This window comes from Pseudomonas sp. B33.4 (assembly GCF_034555375.1).
Lineage (GTDB): Bacteria > Pseudomonadota > Gammaproteobacteria > Pseudomonadales > Pseudomonadaceae > Aquipseudomonas.
In genome coordinates this window covers 6,484,430-6,507,480 of record NZ_CP140706.1, presented here as the reverse complement: position 1 = coordinate 6,507,480, position 23,051 = coordinate 6,484,430, and the positions used below count along the sequence as shown (strand labels likewise).

Annotated in this window: 16 protein-coding genes; 5 read left to right on the top strand and 11 right to left on the bottom strand. The window is 59.0% G+C overall.

The genetic code is table 11. From position 1 onward, the window contains the following. Window positions 1–15: 15 nt before the first annotated feature. Complete coding sequence (gene oadA, locus U6037_RS28935) at window positions 16–1,824, top strand: sodium-extruding oxaloacetate decarboxylase subunit alpha (RefSeq protein WP_322845322.1); 1,809 nt, start codon at window positions 16–18, stop codon at window positions 1,822–1,824. A 179-nt stretch (window positions 1,825–2,003) separates the two neighbouring features. Here oadA and U6037_RS28930 read toward each other — a convergent pair whose 3' ends face one another. Together U6037_RS28930 and U6037_RS28925 are read right to left on the bottom strand one after the other, a co-directional pair. Further along, on the bottom strand, window positions 2,004–4,169 hold the full coding sequence (locus U6037_RS28930) for an autotransporter outer membrane beta-barrel domain-containing protein (protein WP_322845321.1): 2,166 nt from the start codon (window positions 4,167–4,169) through the stop codon (window positions 2,004–2,006). Window positions 4,170–4,369: 200 nt separating this feature from the next. Beyond that, complete coding sequence (locus tag U6037_RS28925; protein ID WP_322845320.1) at window positions 4,370–7,327, bottom strand: autotransporter outer membrane beta-barrel domain-containing protein; 2,958 nt, start codon at window positions 7,325–7,327, stop codon at window positions 4,370–4,372. Between the two features lie 263 nt (window positions 7,328–7,590). Here U6037_RS28925 and U6037_RS28920 point away from each other — a divergent pair, with 263 nt between their 5' ends. Then, window positions 7,591–7,869: a helix-turn-helix domain-containing protein gene (locus U6037_RS28920; protein ID WP_007912084.1), complete on the top strand. Its 279-nt coding sequence runs from the start codon at window positions 7,591–7,593 to the stop codon at window positions 7,867–7,869. A gap of 32 nt (window positions 7,870–7,901) precedes the next feature. Here U6037_RS28920 and U6037_RS28915 read toward each other — a convergent pair whose 3' ends face one another. Both U6037_RS28915 and U6037_RS28910 read right to left on the bottom strand, forming a co-directional pair. Further along, a complete protein-coding gene (locus U6037_RS28915) occupies window positions 7,902–8,738 on the bottom strand; it encodes an amino acid ABC transporter permease (protein WP_322845319.1) in 837 nt (278 codons plus the stop codon). Next, on the bottom strand, window positions 8,735–9,556 hold the full coding sequence (locus U6037_RS28910) for an ABC transporter substrate-binding protein (RefSeq protein ID WP_322845318.1): 822 nt from the start codon (window positions 9,554–9,556) through the stop codon (window positions 8,735–8,737). Before U6037_RS28910 ends, U6037_RS28915 begins: the two co-directional genes overlap by 4 nt. 113 nt (window positions 9,557–9,669) lie before the next feature. Between U6037_RS28910 and U6037_RS28905 the strand changes: the two genes are divergently transcribed. Next, window positions 9,670–10,569: a homocysteine S-methyltransferase family protein gene (locus U6037_RS28905; RefSeq protein ID WP_322845317.1), complete on the top strand. Its 900-nt coding sequence runs from the start codon at window positions 9,670–9,672 to the stop codon at window positions 10,567–10,569. A 99-nt stretch (window positions 10,570–10,668) separates the two neighbouring features. Here the strand turns inward: U6037_RS28905 and U6037_RS28900 are convergent, their stop codons facing one another. From U6037_RS28900 to U6037_RS28890, 3 genes are read right to left on the bottom strand one after another with little or no spacing between them, the layout of a single operon-like run. Further along, window positions 10,669–11,340: a GNAT family protein gene (locus tag U6037_RS28900; RefSeq protein WP_322845316.1), complete on the bottom strand. Its 672-nt coding sequence runs from the start codon at window positions 11,338–11,340 to the stop codon at window positions 10,669–10,671. Between the two features lie 12 nt (window positions 11,341–11,352). Further along, window positions 11,353–11,799 (bottom strand): GNAT family N-acetyltransferase, encoded by a 447-nt coding sequence (locus tag U6037_RS28895; RefSeq protein WP_322845315.1) that lies wholly within the window; start codon window positions 11,797–11,799, stop codon window positions 11,353–11,355. 10 nt (window positions 11,800–11,809) lie between these two features. Next, entirely contained in the window at window positions 11,810–12,433 is a 624-nt protein-coding gene (locus U6037_RS28890) for an FMN-binding negative transcriptional regulator (protein ID WP_150728972.1), read from the bottom strand. A gap of 92 nt (window positions 12,434–12,525) precedes the next feature. Between U6037_RS28890 and U6037_RS28885 the strand changes: the two genes are divergently transcribed. Next, window positions 12,526–14,079, top strand: a complete 1,554-nt coding sequence (locus U6037_RS28885; protein ID WP_322845314.1) for a PLP-dependent aminotransferase family protein — start codon at window positions 12,526–12,528, stop codon at window positions 14,077–14,079. Here U6037_RS28885 and U6037_RS28880 read toward each other — a convergent pair. The 3 genes from U6037_RS28880 to U6037_RS28870 all read right to left on the bottom strand — a co-directional run bounded on the left by U6037_RS28880 (window position 14,036) and on the right by U6037_RS28870 (window position 20,991). Beyond that, complete coding sequence (locus tag U6037_RS28880) at window positions 14,036–18,649, bottom strand: dermonecrotic toxin domain-containing protein (RefSeq protein ID WP_322845313.1); 4,614 nt, start codon at window positions 18,647–18,649, stop codon at window positions 14,036–14,038. The two genes, U6037_RS28885 and U6037_RS28880, sit on opposite strands and share 44 nt — an antisense overlap. A gap of 152 nt (window positions 18,650–18,801) precedes the next feature. Then, the gene (locus U6037_RS28875; RefSeq protein WP_322845312.1) at window positions 18,802–19,827 is read right to left on the bottom strand and encodes a histone deacetylase family protein; all 1,026 of its coding nucleotides are present in this window, start codon (window positions 19,825–19,827) and stop codon (window positions 18,802–18,804) included. Between the two features lie 171 nt (window positions 19,828–19,998). Beyond that, window positions 19,999–20,991: an AraC family transcriptional regulator gene (locus tag U6037_RS28870; RefSeq protein ID WP_322845311.1), complete on the bottom strand. Its 993-nt coding sequence runs from the start codon at window positions 20,989–20,991 to the stop codon at window positions 19,999–20,001. 397 nt (window positions 20,992–21,388) lie between these two features. Between U6037_RS28870 and U6037_RS28865 the strand changes: the two genes are divergently transcribed. Next, window positions 21,389–21,820, top strand: coding sequence for a hypothetical protein (locus U6037_RS28865; RefSeq protein ID WP_322845310.1), 432 nt, complete (start codon window positions 21,389–21,391; stop codon window positions 21,818–21,820). A gap of 72 nt (window positions 21,821–21,892) precedes the next feature. Here the strand turns inward: U6037_RS28865 and U6037_RS28860 are convergent, their stop codons facing one another. Further along, window positions 21,893–22,897 (bottom strand): asparaginase, encoded by a 1,005-nt coding sequence (locus U6037_RS28860; protein ID WP_322845309.1) that lies wholly within the window; start codon window positions 22,895–22,897, stop codon window positions 21,893–21,895. Between the last annotated feature and the right edge of the window lie 154 nt (window positions 22,898–23,051).

Below are 23,051 nucleotides of genomic sequence, written 5' to 3'. Positions count from 1 at the left end.
TATGAGGAGATACCAATGACTAAGAAGATCTTCGTAACCGATACCATCCTGCGCGACGCTCACCAATCGCTGCTCGCCACCCGCATGCGCACCGAAGACATGCTGCCGATCTGCGACAAGCTCGACAAAGTCGGCTACTGGTCGCTGGAATGCTGGGGCGGCGCCACCTTCGACGCCTGCGTACGCTTCCTCAAAGAAGACCCGTGGGAGCGTCTGCGCCAACTGCGCGCGGCACTGCCTAACACCCGCCTGCAAATGCTTCTGCGTGGCCAGAACCTGCTGGGCTACCGCCACTACAGCGACGACGTGGTCAAAGCCTTCGTCGCCAAAGCTGCGGTCAACGGCATCGACGTGTTCCGCATCTTCGACGCGATGAACGACGTGCGTAACCTGCGCGTGGCCATCGAAGCGGTGAAAGCTGCCGGTAAACATGCCCAAGGCACCATCGCCTACACCACTAGCCCGGTGCACACCATTGATGCGTTCGTGGCGCAAGCCAAACAAATGGAAGCCATGGGTTGCGACTCGGTGGCGATCAAGGACATGGCCGGTCTGCTGACCCCTTACGCTACCGGTGAGTTGGTTCGTGCATTGAAAGCCGAGCAGTCGCTGCCGGTGTTCATTCACTCGCACGACACGGCTGGTCTGGCGACCATGTGCCAGCTCAAGGCAATCGAAAACGGCGCCGATCACATCGACACCGCGATCTCCAGCTTCGCGTCGGGCACCAGCCACCCAGGCACCGAGTCGATGGTCGCTGCGCTCAAGGGCACCGAGTACGACACCGGTCTGAACCTTGAGCTGCTGCAAGAGATCGGCCTGTACTTCTACGCCGTGCGCAAGAAGTACCACCAGTTTGAAAGCGAATTCACTGCGGTCGATACCCGTGTGCAAGTCAACCAGGTGCCGGGCGGGATGATCTCCAACCTTGCCAACCAGTTGAAAGAGCAGGGCGCCCTCAACCGCATGGCCGAAGTGTTGGCAGAAATCCCGCGGGTGCGTGAGGACCTCGGCTTCCCGCCACTGGTGACCCCGACTTCGCAAATCGTCGGCACCCAGGCGTTCTTCAACGTGCTGGCCGGCGAGCGCTACAAGACCATCACCAACGAAGTGAAGCTGTATCTGCAGGGCGGTTACGGCAAGGCGCCGGGCGTGGTCAACGAGAAGCTGCGTCGTCAGGCCATCGGCAGCGAAGAAGTCATCGACGTGCGTCCGGCCGATCTGCTCAAGCCGGAAATGACCAAGCTGCGTGCCGACATCGGCGCGTTGGCCAAGTCCGAAGAAGACGTGCTGACCTTCGCCATGTTCCCGGACATCGGTCGCAAGTTCCTCGAAGAGCGTGCCGCCGGCACCCTGACGCCTGAAGTGCTGCTGCCGATTCCAGAGGCTGGCAGCGTTGCTTCGGCGGGCGGCGAAGGCGTGCCGACCGAGTTCGTCATCGACGTCCACGGTGAAACCTACCGCGTCGACATCACCGGTGTCGGTGTGAAGGCGGAAGGCAAGCGTCACTTCTACCTGTCCATCGACGGCATGCCGGAAGAAGTGGTGTTCGAGCCGCTCAACGAATTCGTCGGCGGTGGCAGCAGCAAGCGCAAGCAAGCCTCGGCGCCGGGCCACGTCAGCACCACCATGCCGGGCAACATCGTCGATGTGCTGGTCAAGGAGGGCGACACCGTCAAGGCGGGCCAGGCTGTGCTGATCACCGAAGCGATGAAGATGGAAACCGAAGTCCAGGCTGCGATTGCCGGTAAGGTCACCGCGATTCATGTGGCCAAGGGTGATCGGGTCAATCCGGGTGAAATCCTGATCGAGATCGAAGGCTGAGATAACGGCCGCGATCCAACGCTTTAAACCTCGGGGGGGCATGTGCTCCCCTTTTTTTTGCGTTTTTTAACCCTGTAGGAGCTGCCGAAGGCTGCGATCTTTTGATGTTGTTTGCAGTTCATTAAACAAGATCAAAAGATCGCAGCCTTCGGCAGCTCCTACAAAGAGTGTTGTGTCAGTTAGAACGCCATGCGCCATTGGCCCATCACGCCGTGAGTGCGGCTGTCAGTGGCCATTTCTCCGGTGAGACCCACGCCGACTGTGTGATTGGCAGACAGCCCGAGGTCGAGGCCGGCATCCACGGCCAGGCTGTTGCGATCCAGCGCGGCACCGGCAATCTCAAAGCGTTTGCCACCCTTGACCAGTTGCTGGCGGGTGTCGCTTTCAATCTCGCCAAAGGTGTGTTTCCAGCCGGCACTGAATCGCGGCGTCAACGTCATGCCGTTATCCAGTCGAGTAATTTTTGCCGTGCGCAGGCCGAAGGTGCTGCTGAGGTTATCGCGGGTTTGCCCAAAGACTTTCAGCGCTGCATCCCCACCTTTTTCGCTGTAGCTGTCGCGCTGGTAGCGCTGATAGCCGAGGCTGGCAAACGGTTCGAGCGTGGCGTTGTGGCGGCCGACATTGACCGCGAGTTCGGCAAAGGCTTGCTGCGTATTGGCGTCGTAATGGCCCTTGAGGCGATCACTGAATCCGTTGAAGGCCACCCGACGTTTGCTGTCGCCGTCATGGCTGGCATAGGTCGCCCCGAGACGCAGTGAGAATGGTCCGTCCTGGCGCACGGCGTAGGCACCGAGGTGCCAGCTGTCGAGGTCGCCATCGTATTGCCGAGCGTCCAGTCTGGTCTGCGATTTACCGCCGATCAGGCCGATATGCCATTGCTCATCGAGCCGCCAGTCGGCGCCCATGACCAGACCCTGGGTCGCGTGTTTGAGGGTGCTGTCGAACTCGCGATCGACCTTGCCGCCATGGCCGAGCGCCTGAATCCATACCCGACCGGAATCGGCCGCGCCAGTCGCCTGACGCGGTGAGTTGCCGGATCTGTAAGCGGAGCCGTAACGGCTATTCAGTTGTTGCATGGCCGACAACATGCTCGCGCTCACGGGGGTGATACTGCTCAGCGTGGCTTTGGCGAGGTTGGCGTTGCTGCCGGCAGCGAGTTGTTCGATGGCGATGGGGGCGGTGGTTTTGTCGCTGGTCAGGAGTGCGGCGACTGCTGCGTTCGTGGGTTTTAGTGGCGCAGCGGCGGGCGGTTCGGCGGTCTCGTTAACTTGCGCAGTCAGAGGTTCGTCCTGCATTGGCGCTGGGGCGGATTCTGCAACGGGAGTCGACGCTGAAGGCGGAACTTGAGCTGGAACTGGAACTGGAACCGGTGCAGACGCAGTCAATGGCGCAGGCGTTTGTGGTTCGACAATGCTGTCGGCAACTGCACGACCGTTGTCTGTCGTGGCAGCGCTTGCAAGCGGCTCACCGTTACGGGCGTAAGTCAGCCCTACGGATTTTTTGTTGTATTGAGGGGTGGCAGTCATGAAGGCGAGGTTGTTAAGGACCTTACCGAATTCACCTTCTACCTTGCCGGCTTCGATGATTTTGTACTGTTTGCTTTGCGGATACTCTCCCGGAGCGGCAACGACATTCAGAGTGGCGCCTTCCAGCCTGGCAGTGCCATCGACCTTGATCGTTTGACTGCCACTGGGAGTGACCTCATAAGCCAGTTCGGCGCTTGGGGACAAGCGCAAATCGCCTTTCACGCGCGGGCTGCCTAGCACCCCATTGACGGTGAGCAGGCCGGCGACCTCCAGGTCTCCCAGCGCACCTTTACCTGCAAAGCTGCCCCCCCTCCCGACATAGACGTCGCCCATAATGCTACCCAAGTTGGTCAGAGCGGTACCGCTGTTCACCAGCACTCCTTCCTTGAAGTCTCCCTTGGAACTCAGCATCCAGTCTCCCCGTGCAAGGACGAGGCCGTTGAAATTACGTGTTTCTTTCAACTCACCGCCTGCAGCGGCGTTAAGGAACAGGACGTTATCCCCCTCACCACCATCCAGCAGACCCGAAAAGCTTGCGCCGTCCGTGAGGGTGATCAGATCGTTTACAGCGGTACCTTTAAAAGTCTTTTCAGGGGTTTCAAACGCGATGGGCACCGTACTTGGGGCAGTGAGAAATGCCCTGAGTCGTTCAAGCGCCATTTCTTTATGGCTGGTTTCGGACGATTCTGCAGCATCCGTTATTGCGGGTGAATCAGCGATTTCAGAGGGTTGCTGAGCGTTGGCAAACGCTACGCAACCCAGAGCCAGCGAAATGGCCAAAGCCAAGTGTTTTGGTTTGAATATGTGTTGAGTGGGCATCGGGTTGGGCCTCTCTTTGGAAGAAGACCCAACTCTATTGATGCACCCCAAAATCCGATGTCGGCTGCTTCCCGCACGCTTGCAGGCGACGTCGGATCATTTTGTAGAAAATGACCCTTAGATCCGCAACCAAGCCTTTTACTCGACTGCAGCGGTCCTTTTTCCTACAGCCAATCAAGATCCCGCCAGCTGTTCATCCCTCAAAAACTCATCTGCCACTGCCCGATCAACCCGTGATTGCGACTGTTGCTGCCGATCTCACCGCTGTATCCCACGCCCAATGTATGCCGCGCCGAGATCCCCACATCAAGCCCGGCTTCCAGCACCAGACTGTCGCGATCCAGCGAGCTGCCATCGACACTGAACGCCGTGCCGCCGGTTACAAACGCCTGACGCGTCGAGCTGCTGACATCGCCGTAAGTGTGTTTCCAGCCAGCGGCCATGCGTGGGGTCACGCTCATGCCGTTGTCCAGGCTGCTCAAGTGCGCCAGGCGCAGGCCGAAGGTGCTGCTGAAGTTGTCCTGGATCTGGCCGTCGACCTGCAGTGCGGCGGCGCCACCTTTTTCGTTGTAGCTGTCGCGGTGGTAGCGCTGATAACCGATGCTGGCAAACGGCTCGGCGCTGAGCCGGCCGCTGCCCATGGCGTAGCCGAGTTCGGCGAAGGCTTGCTGGCTGTCGGCGTCGTAATCGCCTTTCGGGCGTTCGCTGAAACCATTGAAGGCGATGGTGCGTTTGCTTTCACCCTGATGACTGCTGTACGCCGCGCCGAGGCGCACGGCGATCGGGCCGTTCTGATGCAGCGCGTAGACGCCGGCGTGCCAGCTCTCGACGTTGCCGTCGACGCCGGTCGCATCCAGATCGGTTTTCGAATAGCCACCGAGCACACCCAGGCGCCACGCCGGATTCAGAGCCCAGTCGGCGCCCAGCACGCTGCCCTTGGTGCGTTGTTCCAGGCCACTGCTGCCATGTTCGCCATCGAGCTTGCCGTAGCCGCCAATGCCTTGCAGCCAGAGCCGGCCGCGAGCGTTCGGATCATTCAGATTGCGCGCCTCGGACGGCACGCCATTGGCCGCCAGTACCGGTGTGTCGCGCTGATCGAGGCCAACCATCAGTCCCGGGCTGCCGCCCATTTGCTGCATCGCCGAGAGCATGCTGCTGCCGACCTGACTGCTGGCGCCGAGGGTGACGCTGCTGAGGTTGGCGTTGCTGGCGCCGGCCAGTTGCTCGATCGCCGCGCCAGCCGTGCTTTGGCTGGTATTGAGCAAGGCGTTGTACAGCGGATTGTTTTTGCTCATCGAGGCCAGGCTGTTGGCGGCGTTGCTGGCGTTACCGGTCGCGGCGAACTCATTGAAGGCCACGTCATTGCGGGTGTAGGTCAGGTCGACCTGGGTGGGCGTGTAGGCGAGGGTCGGCGTGAGGAACGCATAGTCGCTGGTGACTTTGCCGAAGGTGCCGTTGACCTGCGTCGCTTGCAGCACGGTGTAATGGCTCTGCCACGGGTACGTGCCGCTGCCGGGATTCACCGCGAGGGTTGCGCCGTTGAGATTGGCAATGCCGCCGACCTGTACCGGCGCGCTGCTGCCGTCGGCGTTGACGCCGTAGGCGAGGGTGGCGGCGCTGCCCATGTTCAAATCGCGAACGATGGTTGCGCGACCGAGGCTAGTGTCGGTGCGCAATGTGCCGTTGATGTTGAGGCTGCCCACCGAACCGCCACCGGCATACACACCGCCGGCGTCGACGCTCAGGTTACCGGCGATGCTGCCTTGGTTGAGCAGTGTCGCGCCGTTGCGCACTGCGCCGCCGTCGCTGAAGTCATCATGGCCGGTCAATGTCCATGCGCCTTGCTTGACCTCTAGCCATTCGAAGTTGCGACTGGCGCCGAAACTGCCACCGGCCGCGTCATCCATCACCACCCGGTCATAACCGCTGCCGCCGTTGACCACGCCGACAAAGCGACTGCCGTTGCGCAAGGCCAGATTGTCGTTGCCGGCACCCAGATCCAGCGCCAGGCCATTGCTGCCACTGATCGTACCGCCGTTAATGACGCTGTCGGCGAACTCGCCGACGAATTTCACGCCGAACCCGTTGAGGCCTTGAATGGTGCCGAAGTTTTCCAGTGTAGTCGCCGCCAGCCCCGAACCGCCGCTGCCATCGTCGACCAGAATGGCGCTGTCGGCGCCGCTGATCAAAGCGCTGTTGGCGTTGAGAATGTAGCCACCACCGAGGGCGATACCTTCGCTGCCATTGGCGAAACCGCCCTTATCCACACCGCCGGCACCGATGCCCTGAATGGTCCCGTAGTTTTCGATGTGGGCGATCTTGTCGATGTCCACGCCGTCGCCGTCACCGTTCGCTTGCAAGCCTGAGTAAGCGCCAGTGATGGTGCCGTGGTTAATCACCGTGCCATCGCCGTCGGAACCGAAGCCGGAACCATTGCGGCCGGTGATCTGCCCGTAGTTGATCAGCGTCGCGCCAAGATCGGTGGTGATGCCGTGCCGGCCGCCGGAAATCGTCCCGTAGTTGGTCACGCTGACACCGCTCGCGGAATCGATATCGATGCCGTCGAACTTCTCGTCGGCATTGTGCGAGTCGCCGGTGGAAATCTCGCCATAGTTGCTGATCGTCGCATTGGCGCCGGTCTTTATGCCGTCACTGGCGTCACCGCGAATCAGCCCGCCAGCGCGGTTGATGATGGTGGTCTTCACACCGTCACTGCGTAGCGCATCGAGGTCCAGCCCCTGGCCAGTGGTGGAGCGAATCACGCCGCTGTTGTCGATCAACAGACTGCCGCTGACGAAGTTGCTGTCGATACGCAACGCGTCGTTGGCGCCGAGAATCTGCCCGCCGCTGCGGTTGTAGAGGGTGTAGTTGCGCGCCTGGGTCAGGTCGCCACTGCTGTCGATGGCCCGGCCACCGCTGGAAATGATTTTGCCGGCGTTATCGATCACCACACCGGCACCGCTGGTCTTGTCTTTCAGGCTGACGGCCTTGCCGCTGTTGGTGATGCTGCCCGGCGCCGAAATCGTCAACGTGTCGCTACCACCCAGCGTTTGCGCTGCAGTGGTGGCGGTGTCGATCTGCACGGTTTTAGCGTTTGCCGATGTAGCAGCGATCAACAGGGCAATGGCAAGGGACAGACGCTGGGGCGGGAACGGCATGGTCGGACGGCCTTCTTGTTATAAGCGGGGCGTCCTGTATAGCGAAGGGTTTTTACAGAATGATGTCGGTGGTTGATCTGCATTGTTTTGCATCTTCAGCGCTGAAATATATTAATTTCTGCATTTTGTTGCAGTTTTTTTGCCTGCTTCTCTCATTAGGTGCGGTAAGTTTTGATTCAAACGCCGAAGCACTCACATCAATGAATCCCCGCGCCATTAATGTTTATTGAGCCTTATGCGGCGCTCGAAGATTGGAGAGGAAAATGGTAATGACAGTTCTCGAACGCATGGCGCTCATCGAAAGCATTCAAGAGGCGCTGGCCGACGGGACATTGGAAATCAGCGAAGCCGTCCGCCGTTTACGAGTTGAGGTGACAGGGCTGCATCAAATCCAATTCGCTAAGATGTGCAAAATTTCGGTCCGCACGTTGATACACATAGAGCACGCTGAGGGTAATCAGACGTTGAGGTCGTTGGACTCAATATTCCGATTGTTTGGCCTGAAAATGGGCGTTGTGCGGGTACGCCGAGAGCCCCATTAAAACCCGACGCAGCCCGCAAGGTGCCAATCGCCCTAGCTCCGTCGCACGTAAGCCTTGCCGTAGTGCCGCTCCATGCGTGCCTGAATCAACTCCAGCCCAATCGACATCAGCCAGTAAATGATCGCCGCCGTCGTCAGCATTTCGATGTAACGGTAGCTTGAGCGCCCATAGGACTGGGCGAGAAACATCACTTCCCAGACGCCCATTACCGAAATCAGTGACGAGTCCTTGAGCATCGAGATGAACTGGTTGGTGGTGGGCGGGATGATCGTGCGCATGGCTTGCGGCAGGGTGATGCGCCAGAAAATCACGGTCTCGCGCATACCCAGTGCCAGCGAGGCTTCACGTTGGCCGTGGTCGACCCCGAGGATACCAGCGCGAAAGATCTCGCTGAGATAGGCGCCGTAGTTCAGCGACAGGGCAATGATCCCCGCGACGATGGCGCCGGGCACGATGCCCAGTTGCGGCAAGCCCAGGTAGATCAGCAGGATCTGGATAAGCAGTGGCGTGCCGCGAAAGAACGAGGTGTAGAAACTGGCGATGCCGAACGCCACCGCGCTTTTCGACAGGCGTGCCAATGCGGTGATGAAGCCCAGCAGGGACGAGGCGACAATTGAGCATACACAGAGGAAAAGCGTCAGCGCCGCGCCTTGCAGAAAGCCGTTGGGCGCCAAGTGCAGGCCGACCAGATTGGGCAGTTTGTCGAGGATGATCGAGAACTTCAGGTCGAAGCTCAGGAAAAACCCGGCGAACAGGCAGAACAGCGCTGCCCATGTCAGGTACAGCCGCGTACGAAAGCCGAACAAGCGCTGCAGGCGAGTTTCAGCCACCGGTTGCGGTGGCTGGGGAGGTGTCGGGAAAGAAGTCATTGGCTGATATCAGCGCCGATCCATTTTTGTGACAGCTTGCTCAGGGTGCCGTCCTGTTTCAATTGCGCGAACACCTCACGCACTTTGGCGTCCCATTGCGCGTCACCCTTTTCGATGGCCACGGAATTCGGCTCCGAGTACAGCGGCGCACCGGCCAGTTTGAAGCGCTTGTCTTCGTTCAGGCGTGGCTGCGCGGTGACGAGGTTAGTGAGGATGGCATCCAGGCGCACGCCGGCGCCCAGCCCCAAATCCTGAAAGGCGACGTTGTCGGTATCGTACGGCGCGATCTGCACATCGTCGAACGGGTACTGCAACTGCGTGTCTTCAGCCCCTTCGATGACCAGGTTCTTGTTCAGATAGCTTTCGTAACTGGAGGCGCTGGTGAGGCCGACTTTTTTGCCACTCAGATCCTTGGCATCGTGAATACGATCATCCTTGGCGTTGACCACGATCACCGCTGGCGAAGCGTAGTACTCGACCGGGAAATCGAACACTTCAGCGCGGGCCTTGCTCGGTGTCATCGAGCAGATGCAGATATCGTAGCGCCCGCTCCAGCGGCCGGCCGCAATGACGTCCCACGACGGCGTTTCGAGCCGCAACTTGACGCCTAACTTGTCAGCCACAGCCTTGGCGACATCAACGTCGAAGCCATCAAGCTGATTCTGGTCATTGAGAAACGAGAACGGTGGGTAGCTTTCCATCAGCACGCCGACCAGTTCTTTCTTTTGCTCGATACGGTCCAGCGTCGTGCCACCAAAGGCTTGCGCGGAGGCGGCCAGAATCGTCAGGCCCAGAGCCAATAGCGGTTGAAATTTCACAGTCGATCCCTGAGCAAAAAAGAGGTTGTTATTAACCGAATGGTGCGTATTAAATAGTTATAAGAACTACTCTGATAGTGAGTTATTTTCATAAGCATATGAGTGAAAAGCATATGGGCGCAGGCAGCACGATTATTCTCGATGGTGGCATGGGCCGTGAATTGCAGCGCGCCGGTGCGCCATTTCGCCAGCCGGAGTGGTCGGCGCTGGCCTTGAGCGAAGCACCGCAAGCGGTGGAGGCGGTACACGCGGCTTATATCGCCAGTGGCGCCAACGTGATTACCACCAACAGTTATGCCGTGGTGCCGTTCCACATTGGCGAAGAGCGTTTCGCTGCCGAAGGGCAGACGTTGGCCGCGTTGGCTGGCGAACTGGCGCGGCGTGCGGTGCAGACCTCGGGAAAATCCGTGCGTGTGGCCGGCTCATTGCCGCCGCTGTTTGGCTCCTATCGTCCGGATCTGTTCGAGGCTGCACGAGTGCCCGAGTTGTTGGCGCCGTTGGTCAATGGCCTGGCACCGCACGTTGATCTGTGGCTGGCGGAAACCCAGAGTTCGATCGTCGAGGCGCGTGCCATTCATGCGGAGTTGCCGAAGGATGGCAAACCGTTCTGGTTGTCGTTCACCTTGAAGGATGAAGACACCGATGAAGTGCCGCGCCTGCGCTCTGGTGAGCCTGTCGCCGAAGCCGCTGCGGTGGCGGCCGAATTGGGTGTCGAAACATTGTTGTTCAATTGCAGTCAGCCGGAAGTGATTGGTGCCGCGATTGATGCTGCGCGTGAAACCTTCGAGCGTCTGGGGGTGAACATTCAGATTGGCGCTTACGCCAATGCGTTTCCGCCGCAGCCAAAAGAGGCTACGGCCAATGATGGACTTGATCCGCTACGTGAGGATCTGGATCCGCCGGGTTACCTGCATTGGGCGATTGACTGGCAGCAGCGCGGTGCCAGCCATTTGGGCGGGTGCTGCGGGATCGGGCCGGAACACATTGCGGTGCTGGCGCAAAAGCTGAACTGAAAACAGATCAAAAGATCGCAACCTGCGGCAGCTCCACAGGATGAACGTCAATCCCGTGTAGGAGCTGCCGCAGCCTGCGATCTTTTGCTTTTCAGATAATCAGGAACGGCACTCGACCAAGCCTTTCACCTGCCCGTCGGGCGTCTGATTTTCATCGGACAGCCATTGCTCGAACCCTGCCGCAATCGCCGGCCACTCGCCATCCAGAATCGAGTACCACGCGGTGTCGCGGTTCTGGCCCTTGACCACCATGTGCTGACGGAACACCCCCTCAAAGCTGAAACCCAGGCGCTCGGCGGCATATTTGGAGCGGGCGTTGCCGTTGTTGCATTTCCATTCGAGGCGGCGGTAACCGAGATCGAAGGAGTGCTTGGCCAGCAGGTACACCGCTTCGGTGCTTCTCGGCGAACGCTGCATTGGCGCGCCGAAGGTGACGTGGCCGATCTCGATGCGGCCCTGGGCCGGGACAATCGACATCAGGCTGAGGATGCCTTGTACCTGGTTGTTCGCGCGGTCGATGACAGCAAAAAAATACGGGTCGCTGCTGGCGGCATGGTTTTTCAGCCAAGCGTCAAAAACGTTGCGTTCCGGGAACGGACCGTAAGGCAAATAATCCCAAAGTTTCGGATCCGCGCCAGGGCCCTCTAGTGCGGCGAACAGTTGTTCGCCATGGCGCGCCGGGTCAAGCCTTTCCAAGCGAATAAAACGCCCTTCAAGCAACGTGGCGGTAGGGGCGGGGGCGCCTTTCCAGTCAGCGAGTGAAGCGGTCATGCGTGCGTCTCCTTAAAGGGCTTTGCGAAACTGGATGAAGCCGGGGCGTTCGGCGATGCGCTCGTAGAGCTGGATCGCGGTGGCGTTGGTTTCGTGGGTCAGCCAGTGCACTTTGCAGCAGCCGTCAGCCTTGGCCGTGGCGTAAACGTGTTCGATCAACAGGCGGCCGACGCCGGTGCCGCGGGTTTCGGGTATCACCAGCAGGTCTTGAAGGTAGCAGGAGTTTTCGATGCTCCAGTTCGAGCGATGGTAGATGAAATGCACCATGCCCACGGCTTTACCGTCGGCCCACGCCAATGCTGCGTGGGTTGGCTCGCTCGGGTCGAGAAAACGCTGCCAGCTACTTTCCGTCACAGCTTGCGGCAGTTCGGTGTTGTAGAAACGCAGGTAAGCCTGCCACAGCGGCAGCCACGCGGTGTGGTCGTCGGCGCTGACCGGGCGAATGTCGATCTGACTCATGGTGATTTCCTTAGCGCATCAATCGGGCGAGGGTTTGATCATTGATTTCCGGGCTGGCCGCCAGGCCTTCGCGCACGCCGGCAATGTCTTCGGCGCTGCGGTTCTGGCTGAGTTTGCGCTTGCCTTCGAGCCGGTCGATGGGAATGGCAAAACCGACAATCGCTTTGAGCATGCCGTCGATGTAATCGGCAGGCGCGTCGGCGACTGACCACGGCTGGGCGCGGCCGGCCTCATGACGGTCGGTGAGGGTGCTGACAATATCGAGCAGGCGTCCGCCATCGCTGAAGGTTTCGGCATGGCCATAGGCGTGCACGGCGATGTAGTTCCAGGTCGGCACGACTTTGCCGTGCTCGGCCTTGCTCGGATAAAAGCCCGGGCTGACGTAGGCATCGGCGCCGGCGAAGATCAGCATGGCTTCGGCGCCGTCGCGCAAGTCTTTCCACTGTGGATTGGCGCGGGCCAGGTGCCCGTACAGCGTGCCGTACTCGCCCTGTTCGCAATGCAGCAGCACAGGCACATGGCTGGCTTGCAGGCCGTTTTCGCCGTGAGTCACCAGAATGGCGAGGCGGGTGGCGAGAATCAGTTCGTGCAGTTGGGACAGGTCTTCGATGGCAAAGGCGCGTGGCGTGTACATGGACAGATTTTCCTTGGCGAATGCCTGCATCGTAGGCAGGCTATTGGTCTGTTGTAAGAGCCATTGATGACCAATTTCATAGGTCCATTGCCATGCCCGATTCGCCGACGTTGTCCATGCCGTTCAATCCCGCGGGTATCGAGCTAGACCGCCGTCAGGGCTTGAGTCGTCAGCTCTATCAGGCGTTGCGCTTGCGGGTGCTGGATGGGCGGCTGGCGAGTGGTACGCGGTTGCCGGCCAGTCGCGATCTGGCGGCGGCGTTGGGAATCTCCCGCAACAGCGTGGTGCGCGCCTACGATCAACTGTATGCCGAAGGCTTTATTGAAGGGCGGGTGGGGGATGGCACCTACGTCGCACAATTGATGCCCGTAGCAGCGCCGTCGAAAAAACTATCCACAAAAGTATCCACAGGGTTTTCAACAGGCTTACCCACAGCCTTATCCACAAATTGGCTGGATTTGCCTGTGATTCCATCCAGTAAAGTTATCCACAGCGATGGTTTTTCGCGCATCGAAAAGAACCATTTAGCCCGGCCACCGAGTGGCCCGCCGCGAGCATTCAGGGTGGGTGTTCCGGCGTTTGATCTGTTCCCTTTTGAGGTGTGGGCCAAGCTGAATGCGGCTTTCTGGCGTAAGCCGGATCTGGAGCAGTTGTGCTACGGCGATCCATCCGGCGATGCGCGTCTGCGCGCGATGATCGCCGCCTATCTGCGCAGTTCGCGCGGCATGCAGTGCTCGCCTGAACAAATAGTGATCACCAGCGGCGCACAACAAGGCATTAGCCTTTGTGCACAGTTGCTGGTGGAGCCGGGCGATGGCGTGGCGATCGAGAATCCGGGCTACCGCGCGGCCGGTCATGCGTTTGCCGTGGCGGGCGCTCGTTTGCACGGGATTGCCGTGGACGAAGAGGGTATGGACTGCTCGGCGCTGGCGGCCACCGGGAATTGTCGCGTGGCCTATGTGACGCCCTCGCATCAATACCCCACCGGCGTGGTGATGAGTCTGGCGCGACGCCTCGAGCTGCTCGCCTGGGCCGAGCGCAGCCAGGGCTGGATCGTCGAGGATGACTACGATGGCGAATACCGCTACACCGGTGCGCCGCTGGCACCCTTGGCGGCACTCGATCGCCAGGGACGAGTGTTGTATGTCGGCACCTTTGGCAAGGTTGCCTTTCCGGCGTTGCGCCTCGGTTATCTGGTGTTGCCCCCGGCATTGGTCGATGCATTTTCGCAACGCCGGGCGGTGGATGTCCGGCATTCCGAGGTGAGTACCCAGGCGGTGATGGCTGAGTTCATGGCGGCCGGGCATTTCCAGCGGCATATCCGACGCATGCGCCGTGCCGCTCTTAGTCGTCGCAATACCTTGCTCGACGGCTGGCCGACCGCCATTCCCGGAGTGGGCGATTTACCCGCCGTCTCGGCCGGACTGCACTTGACTGTGGCGGTCGACAGCATCGAACGCGAGCAGCAGTTGATTGCGACGGCTGCGCACGTCGATGTAGAGATCAACGGCTTGAGCAGTTACTGGCTGCCCGATTCTACAACGCCGCTGGATCAGCGCGCGGGGCTGGTTCTGGGCTTCGCTGCGGTACCTGAACCGGCAATCAAAGCGGCACTGACTCGGTTGCGGCAGGCGTGGCAGGTGTAAGAAACAGCGCCTGCGCAGACTTGTCGGAAATGCCGCTGCGATGGATATCGATCAGCGCCTGGTTGTTGAGATGGCGCGGCTCATAGGCGCCGCCCATACGGCGTTGGGCGACGGTTTTCATATGTCCGACGGGGAATGGCGCGACGGGCGCTTGCACGCTGCCGTAATGGAAATGTGCGTAACACAACACCTTGTCGGTGTGAGCGTCGCGTATTTCGTACTCGTCGAGGAAATCCTTGGCGTGACCTTTGAGCCGGCGTCGAGTCACGGTTTTCGAAATGCTCACTTCGCCCTTGCTCTTGAGCCACTCGATACCCGCCGCCGTGGGTGCTTGTTGCTTGACCATGCTGATGCGCAAGCGAGTGCCCTTTTCTTCAAGCGTCGTCGCGGCACTGTCGAGCGCGTGATTGAGCGCTTCCGTCGGTTTCTGCAGATCAGCAGTGAGATTGCTGGCGGTCAATGCCTCATCGATGTCGGCATTGGCTTTGCGCAATAGCGCGGCCTGCTTGTGGTATTCCTCCTCCACCTCGACGGGAAGTCGCGAGCCGCGTTTGATCCTCGCTTCGATGAGCTGCTGGAATGCAGCCAGGCCGTCGAGCAACGCCTGACCTTCACCGGAGCTTTTACTCAAAGTCGGTTTGATCAACGCTTTGGGTGGCGGTGGTTTCGGCGTGCCGTGCTCGACCCAGATCCCAGGTGACTCCTCCTGGAATGTGGCAATGACGCCCGTCAGGTTGGTCCGCACCTCAACCAGTTCGGTGTCTAGTCCATCGACACTTTTTTTCCGTTCGCCAACCAGCGTGCCTTTGAACCGGGTGTGGATGATCTTACGCGCCGATAACGACGAAGAACCCGGTCTGGAGGGCCCCTGGACCGGTTCCAGCAAGTGTTTATTACGCAGCAGGTCGGCTAATCGTTCATCCGTACGCTGTTTGAACACGGCTACCCGACTGCGCACATGCTCCAGCCGCGCGGTTTCGATGTGATCGGGATATTCACTGACGAGGTCGGCAAAGCGCTGATCGACAGCAGCAAATTGCTCGGAAACATTGCTCAAGGCATCGATCCGTTCACGCAGATCATTCAAGCTTTCATCGGCGGTCAGATTCAATGCACTCTGAATATTCAGCACGGCGTTTTCGAGGAGGTCTTCCAAAGCACGTTGCGCCTGTGCACGAATCGCGGTGTCGCCAGGTTTGACGCAGATCTCTTGCCCGAGGCTGATCTGCAACAATTTGAGGTCGTTCAGGTTGTAGTTCGGCAATGCCTTGCGGTAGGAACGAAAAACCTCGACCGCCTGCTTTCCGAGCAGTGTCAATTCGTCCAGACGGGTCTGAGCCATTTCCATTTTTTCAATGATGGCCTGAGTTACATCGGTCATCTTTTCCAGGGCTTGGGTCAACACCAGCGGTTCAATATTGGCGCCATTGGCAATCATCGCCATTGTCGTGGTGACCCTGGTTTGATAGTCAGTGGAGTGCTGGCTGAGCCACTCGTAACCCAGAAACAACAACATCTCCAGGCGCTGAATCATGCACGTACGGTAGTTGGGAATGGTCTCTTCGAGGTTCAATATCTTGATCTGGTCGATAATCGCGCTGTACTCCCTGCTCTGTGAATCGAGGGTCTCCAGATAATGTGCGTGTGCCTCTGCGCGCGTCTCCGGCAGAGCATCGTTCAGGGCCTTGTGGGCGGTGTCGAGTTGGGTCTGCTTGGTCGCCATCGTCTGGTCGAAGGTGTCGATATCGGCCTTCATTTTTTTCGTCCGCGTTGCTCTCTTGTCTTTTGCCTCTTGGCGGCGGCTGCGCAGTCCGCCACCTCGCAGGCGCAATCGAAGGTCGATCACCCATTGCCCGTTGGCGGTGTAGGCCAGTACTGGCCCGGGAATGAGTGAGTGCTGGCGTGAATCGATGATCTGAGCATCCCCGTGTGCATTGATATGTACCTCGAACCAGCGCTCGCCGACCGGTGCGTACCACTGCTTGCCGTAGGCATGGAGATGCCGATGTGTGCCTTCGCGGCTGCCCGCACCAAGGCCTTTGGGCTTGTCGAGTTTGAAACGGTCGAGCAGTGCCGCAAGCGCTTCGGGAGATCGCTTCAACGCGGTGACTTGGTTGAGCGACATGTCATGTTCGATAGGCAGTGCGCTGCTGGTGATGTCCGGCAAGCGCAGCGGTTTTACAGTTTTTGGCGTGGGTATTTCTGCCTGCGTTTCTTTTTCCGGTGTCGTGATCGATTCACGATGGGGCTTGTTGCCGACCGCCGCGCGATGAGCGAGCACCATGCCCAACGCAAGGAGAATGTCGGCGATGGCAGTCCAGGCCGTCTTGTTGGATTGTTCGTTGGCGACGTCGCTGATTTCCTGCAAGTCGTCCATGATCTGCCAGATCCACGCAGCGGTGCCGACACTGCGGCCAAGAAACGGCAACGCTGCGTTGAACAGCATCCAGCCGCCGTGTTTGAGCGTGGCCCAACGCGCCTCTGCATCGGAAACCGACTCGCGGTCGGCTTGCGTGATGATCGCCTGAACGTTGCTGCGATGCAGTGTCGCCAGGACATCGGTTTCAATGACGGTGGAGCCCAGTGCGACAGGCCCGGACATGTCGAGGGCAGTGGTCGGGTTGACCAGCAATTGCGGAATCGTCCACACCGAGGGCAGTGTTGCGGTGAATACGAACTGGCTGTAATTGAAGCGCACATCGTCCGGTAACCAGGCCAGTACTGACTCGCGCAAATGTTGCGAGTTCTGAATCGCGTACAGCAAGTTGGCGTGTCCGGGGTATTCAATCAAGGCCATCTCGAACAGCGGTCGATAGAGCACGCAGGGCCCTTGGTCCGATTCACGCGGGCTAATGACGAACATGTTGTCGACGGTATCTGCCCGAGAGCTGGTGCGGTGGGCGACGAAGGCCAGAGGACGAATGACGATCTCCTGACCATCGACCTGGTGACCAGCGCCGGTGTCGGACAGCGCGGCGACAACATACCGGTAACCCAGCTCACTGATGCCAGCCTTCCCCTGGATCTTGTGTTGCAGCGCCAGCAACGGTAGCTCGATGCGCAGCTGACTGGTGTATAGCGCCTGCAGCGCCGTCGCTTGCTCGGTGTCGTCGAGCAGCAGCTTTTGCAGATATGCCGGATAGGTCTTGCCAATGTCTACGGTGCTCACCAGTTTTTCGAGGTAAGACACACTCATCCATTCGGGCAGAGCGCTGCCGTCCTGATAACGCGCGGTTTTATTGCCCAGTGGTTGCCCCCCAAGGTTTTGCAGGGCAAGTTCAACGAGCGACAGGGTTTTCGTCTGAACGTTACCGGGCAAAACGAATGTGCCCCAAACGACCAGGCTGGTGATACTGATTGCGATGTCATCAATCTTCACCTCGGTAGCTTCCGGACGCTTCTTGAGCATCTGTTCTTTCAGGGCTTCACGGGTGAATGTCTGCAGGCTGTTCACCTCATTCTGAAATGATTTCCCTTTGTTTGAATGCTGCACCAGCGTCAGATCCAGCAGATGCCGGCTGTAACGGGTTTGATCGGCGGGGAGTGCGCCCTCCAGCCAGGATGGCAGCATTGGGCGCAACCGATCGACATGGGGTTTGAGGCGTGGTGTCGGTTGCTCCGGGTTGCCCACTGTTCCTGTGTGTGGGTACAGGTTATTGAGCGTTGATCCTTCAAAGAAGTTGATCGCGCCAAGGGCATCGGCCTCCAGGGCGATCAAGTTGCAGGCCAGATGGTCGAAGAAGTTGCCTTGAGGTTCGACCAGTCGCCACTTGAGGGCAGCGCTGGCGGTGTTTTCCCGGTATCGACGCAGCATAGTCTCGGCAAATTCATCCAGCGAGTCGAAGCACCGGTATCCATCAATCACCGAGTGGCTAATGATCAACGTGCGCTCCCCGACGGTTCCGATCAATACCGCGCAGTCAAGCAGGAACAGGTGATTCACGTGGTCATCGGTTTGCCGATCGAGGTCAATCAGGCAGGCACGTGTCTGGTACGGGTCCGTGGGCAGGCGCTGGAGTTTGTCCGGGTTGTTGAACACCGTATGCGCCATGGCCCGTTGATCCGCATCCCAACCAAGGCTTGTGTCGACGTTCCAAAGATTGCGCAAGGCATCCGACATTTGCTGCCAACGCGGTTGGCCCGGATAGGTGAATTCGTCCCAGTATTCGACATGCTGCTCTCTGTAAGCGATGAACAGCAGCGGCGCGAGTTCGTTGAGCAGGCCACCGATGGCATCGATCTTCACCGGCAATTGAATCGCAGGCTGAACACCGGGCTGTAAAGTCAGAAAATGTTCACCATCGAGGTACGTCACGCTAGTACCGGACAGCGCAAGCCGCACCAATGAATCGGTCAGCGATTCGATCTGCTGAACCCCGGGGACGACCTGATCATTCTCTATGAGCCACGACGGCCGCACGACCATGGCCAGTTGCGGATTGATGGTCAGGTCCGGATACAACGTTTGAAGTGCCGGGACCAGCGTCTTTGTGGCGACTTCACGAATGGAGGGTCCAGTCACCAGCTGCGTCACGACATCGACGGCGCTGGGCGAGGGGATTTCGGGCATGGGCAACTCCTGCTCTGATGGGCGCGCCGAAAGGGCGGCGGTTGCGGGCAAGGTAGAGGCGGGCTGCGCAGCGCATGCGGTAGATACGTATTGCAGGCAAAAAAAGACCCGCATGGGCGGGTCGGTTTTTTACAGGTGCGACTTGTGTTTGGTTATTGTTCGAAACCCTCCAGCACGTTCACCGCATTGATGCCGATTTCTTCCACGGCGTAGCCGCCCTCCATGACGAACAGCGTCGGTTTGCCAAGGGCAGCAATGCGTTTGCCCATCGCCAGGTAGTCCGGGCTGTCGAGTTTGAACTGCGAGATCGGGTCGTCCTTGAAGGTGTCGACGCCGAGAGACACGACAATCACGTCGGCGCCATAACGGTCAATCTCGTTGCAGGCCTGATCCAGCGCCGCGCTCCACACCTCCCAGCCAGAGCCGGCGGGCAGCGGATAGTTGAAGTTGAAGCCTTCGCCAGCGCCTTCACCACGCTCATCGTCGTAGCCCAGGAAGAACGGGAACTCGGCTTCCGGGTGGCCATGGATCGAGGTGAACAGCACGTCGCTGCGTTCATAGAAAATCGATTGCGTGCCATTGCCGTGGTGATAGTCGACATCGAGGATCGCGACCTTCTTGTGGCCCTGATCGAGGAACGCCTGCGCGGCGATGGCGGCGTTGTTGAGGTAGCAATAACCGCCCATCAAGTCGCTGGCAGCATGGTGTCCCGGTGGCCGGCACAACGCAAAGGCACTGCGCGCGCCGCGCTGGATTTCTGCTTGTGCGGTCAGTGCAACCTGCGCTGCACTGTAGGCCGCTTGCCAGGTGCCGGCGGTGATCGGTGCGCCGCCGTCGAAACTGTAATAACCGAGTTGGCCGTGCAGGCTGGTCGGTTTGATCGCACGCAGGGTCCGCGCCGGCCAGGTGTAGGGCAGCAAGTCGCCGTCGGTGTTGAATTCAGTCCAGCGCGCCCAGGCGCCTTTGAAGAAGTCGAGGTAGTCGCGGCTGTGGATACGGGCGATGGGTTCCAGGCCGAAATCTTTCGGCGCTTCAACCGCGCCAAGGTTCTGGTTCTGCACACGTTGCAGCACATGGTCGGCGCGCGATGGCATCTCGAAGCATGGCTTGAGCTGACCATCGATGAGTTCACAGCGGCCATGGTGCAGGTGGTGATCGTCTGAGTAGATCGTCAGCATTTGTTGTTCTCCGCAAGGCTGGTTCGGTGGCCCCCAGTGTTGCGGCGCGAAGCGAATCGGAGAACGGCAGGAAAGGCCAAAAGGGGATTGATATGGCCAAAACCTATGACCGCAATTCGCCCCTTGAGGATCAAAAGATCGCAGCCTACGGCAGCTCCTACACCGATCCTGTCATGCTCTGAATTGGCTGGGAGCAACGCCGCTCCAGCGCACAAAGGCATGACGGAAACTCGCGGTCTCGCTGAAGCCGAGGGTTTCGGCGATGCGGTAGATCGGCAACTGATCCTCACACAACATCTGTTTGGCGCGCTCGAAACGCAGTTCATCAAGCAGTTCCTGATAGCTGCTGCCCATGTCCTTGAGATGCCGGCGCAACGTGCGTGGTGAACACTTCATCTGTTGTGCCAGACCTTCCAGCCCCGGGGCGGCATTCAGTTGCGCGCTGAGCAACTGGCGAATGCGCCCCAGCCACGCCTGACGTCCGGTGAATTCGAGATTCTGTTTGCGGCAACGTTCGGCCATGGCCTGATGCGTAATGGCATCCGCCAACGGCAGCGGTTGATCGAGCCAGTGCCGGTCGAAGGCAAAAGCGTTGTCCTTGGCGGCGAAGTGCAGCGGCGAGTTGAAGTGCTCGGCATAGCTGTCGCGGTAATCCGGCGCGGCGTGCTCGAACCGCGTCGCGCGCAAGGGCAGCGGATGCCCGAGCAAGTCATCGCAAATGACTTTCAACGACACCAGGCAGAACTCGGCATTGAACACCGCCATCGACGGACTCTCGCGATAGTCGGCGGCGACGAACCAGACGCGCTCGCCATCGTCTTCCAGACTCAGCTCGAAAAGTGTTCCCAACAGCGCCGGATAACGGATCGCCAGACGCAAAGCGTCACCGAAGGTGGCACAGGTCAGCAGCGCGTAACCGAGGATGCCGTAGCAGGAAACATGCATGCGCCGGCCCAGTTCCAGACCGATATCGTGTTTGAGCGCGACCGCATTGGCGCAGACCTGCATCTCCTGATTGGTGGTGATGCGCGTGTCGGCGCGGCTGAGATCCGCCGCACTGATGCCGCTGCCGGCCAGCAACGCTTCGCTCGACAGGCCTTCGGCTTTGAAGGTGTTGAGGATCAGCGAGACGGCGTTAAGGGTGGTGAGGTGGGAGTGGAGCATAAGAAGTTTCCCGATCATGGATAGGGATACCCCAGCAATTTATGTGCCGTTCAGATAATTTGCAATGTTGAGAATATATTGAAAGTTAAACTTCCAATCACTAGCGAGGGATTTGCAATTTGCAAGTTATGTTTTTTAAAGTTAACTTCGAATAATTAGAGTAGGACATGGCGCATTTCAATTCTAAAGTTTAAGCAGCGCTTGGTCTACTGTCAGAAATTACAGGTTTTTGGCGAATTGTTAACCGTTTGTCGAGTATTTTTATTTGTAGGTATTTTTTTGACAGCTCCATAAGTCGGGTCTAGTTTGCCAGTGGATGTCGCTAGTTGTTTAGTGGGTGTTGCGGGTTTTTCAGTAAATATGAATTTTGACTAATGTGTCGAAAAAGGAGATTTAAATGAGCCGTTCACAAGCTAAAGAATATCCGCTCGAATTTTTCAAAGGCAGCAAGACGGCGCTTCAGGGCCAAATCACTGTGGAGGTTGACGGTAAAAAGCAAACATTTCCGGTCATTCACGCCGAAGTCCGCGCAAATGATATTGTTTTGGACTTCGATATGAGCGGCGGAGATCCGGGCCGCAATAATATTATCGGCGTGGTTATCGGCAAAGCTCATTTGAATAAGAAAGTGGAGTTTGTGGGGCACGGCGACCCTGTTTATTTGTTGTTTCAGGATTCTGTGCAAGAGTGGGTGGCGACAAAGGGCTGGATTCGAGTCGAGTGGCAAGAGGGCAGTAAAAAAATCGCTGGATTGCTGGATAATGTGCAGGGCGATAGAGACAATAACTCCAAACTTACCGGCGGAAAATTTGAAGTTACATTAGATTGATTGTTTAAACCTTCCTGCATCAATTTTGCAGGAAGGTTTATTTATGACGAGAGATGTATTGGGCGGCGCTGGTCAGACCAGCTCGCCACACAGGTCCAGCTCAACCAGTTGACGAACTTCCTGTATGTTAAGCCCTGCACCGAGCAGGCCGTGTAACTTGCCGAACGCAGCCTCACGGGTCATGCCGCCACCGGACAACACGCCGACCCCGCGCAATCGACTGCCTGCTTCGTAAACATCCAGCTCGACGCCACCTTCATGGCACTGCGTTACAGCAACCACCACCACGCCGTTATCCCGCGCGCGGCCAAGGCTTGCGAGAAACTCAGGGTTGTCGCTCGGCCCGGTGCCGCTGCCGTAGCACTCCAGCACCAGACCTTGAATGCCGCTGTCGAGCAGGCCTTCGAGCACTTCGGCGCTGATGCCGGGGAACAGTGGCAACACCGCAACCTTGGCCAACTGCTTCGGTTGGTTGTAGTTCAACGACGCTGGAATCGAAGAGGCTTTCACGCCGCCGCCCTGACGCTCCAGACGCTTGAACGGATGCCGGCCGAAGCTGCGCACTTTCGCGCAACGGGTCGGCGCCAGCATTTCGCCGTGGAAGTACAAATGCACACCCGGCGCCAGGCCTTGGCCGAGGGCAACCAGTGCGCCGCCAAGGTTTTCCCAGGCATCGCTGTCGGTAACGCCGGCCGGCAGCATGGAGCCGGTGAAGCACACGCGGGCGTGCAGGCCGAGCAACTGGAAACTCATCGCCGCCGCGCTATAGGCCAGTGTGTCGGTGCCGTGCAGGATCAGCACGCTGTCGCAGCCTTGCACATCAACAGCATCGACCACTGCTTCACGCAGTTGCTGCCAGTAGGTCGGGGTCATGTTGGCGCTGTCGATCAGCGGCGACATTTCGCGGAAGCGCCACTGTGGCACGACGAGTTCAGGCTGGCTGTGCAGGTAGTCGCGCATCCGCGCTTCGAAACCGGACGCCGGGGCCAGACCATTGGCGCTGGCCTGCATGCCGATGGTGCCACCGGTGTAGAGCACCATGACGTGTTGGGCGGCGGGGTAGGTCGACGAATTCATGGGGATTCTCCGAAAGGATGAGGTCCTTGTGGGAGCGAGCCTGCTCGCGAAGGGGGCATCCCGTTCAACATTAATGTCGACTGATCAACCGCTATCGCGAGCAGGCTCGCTGCTACAGGTATTGCATCACAATAACTGACGAGCGCAGGGGATG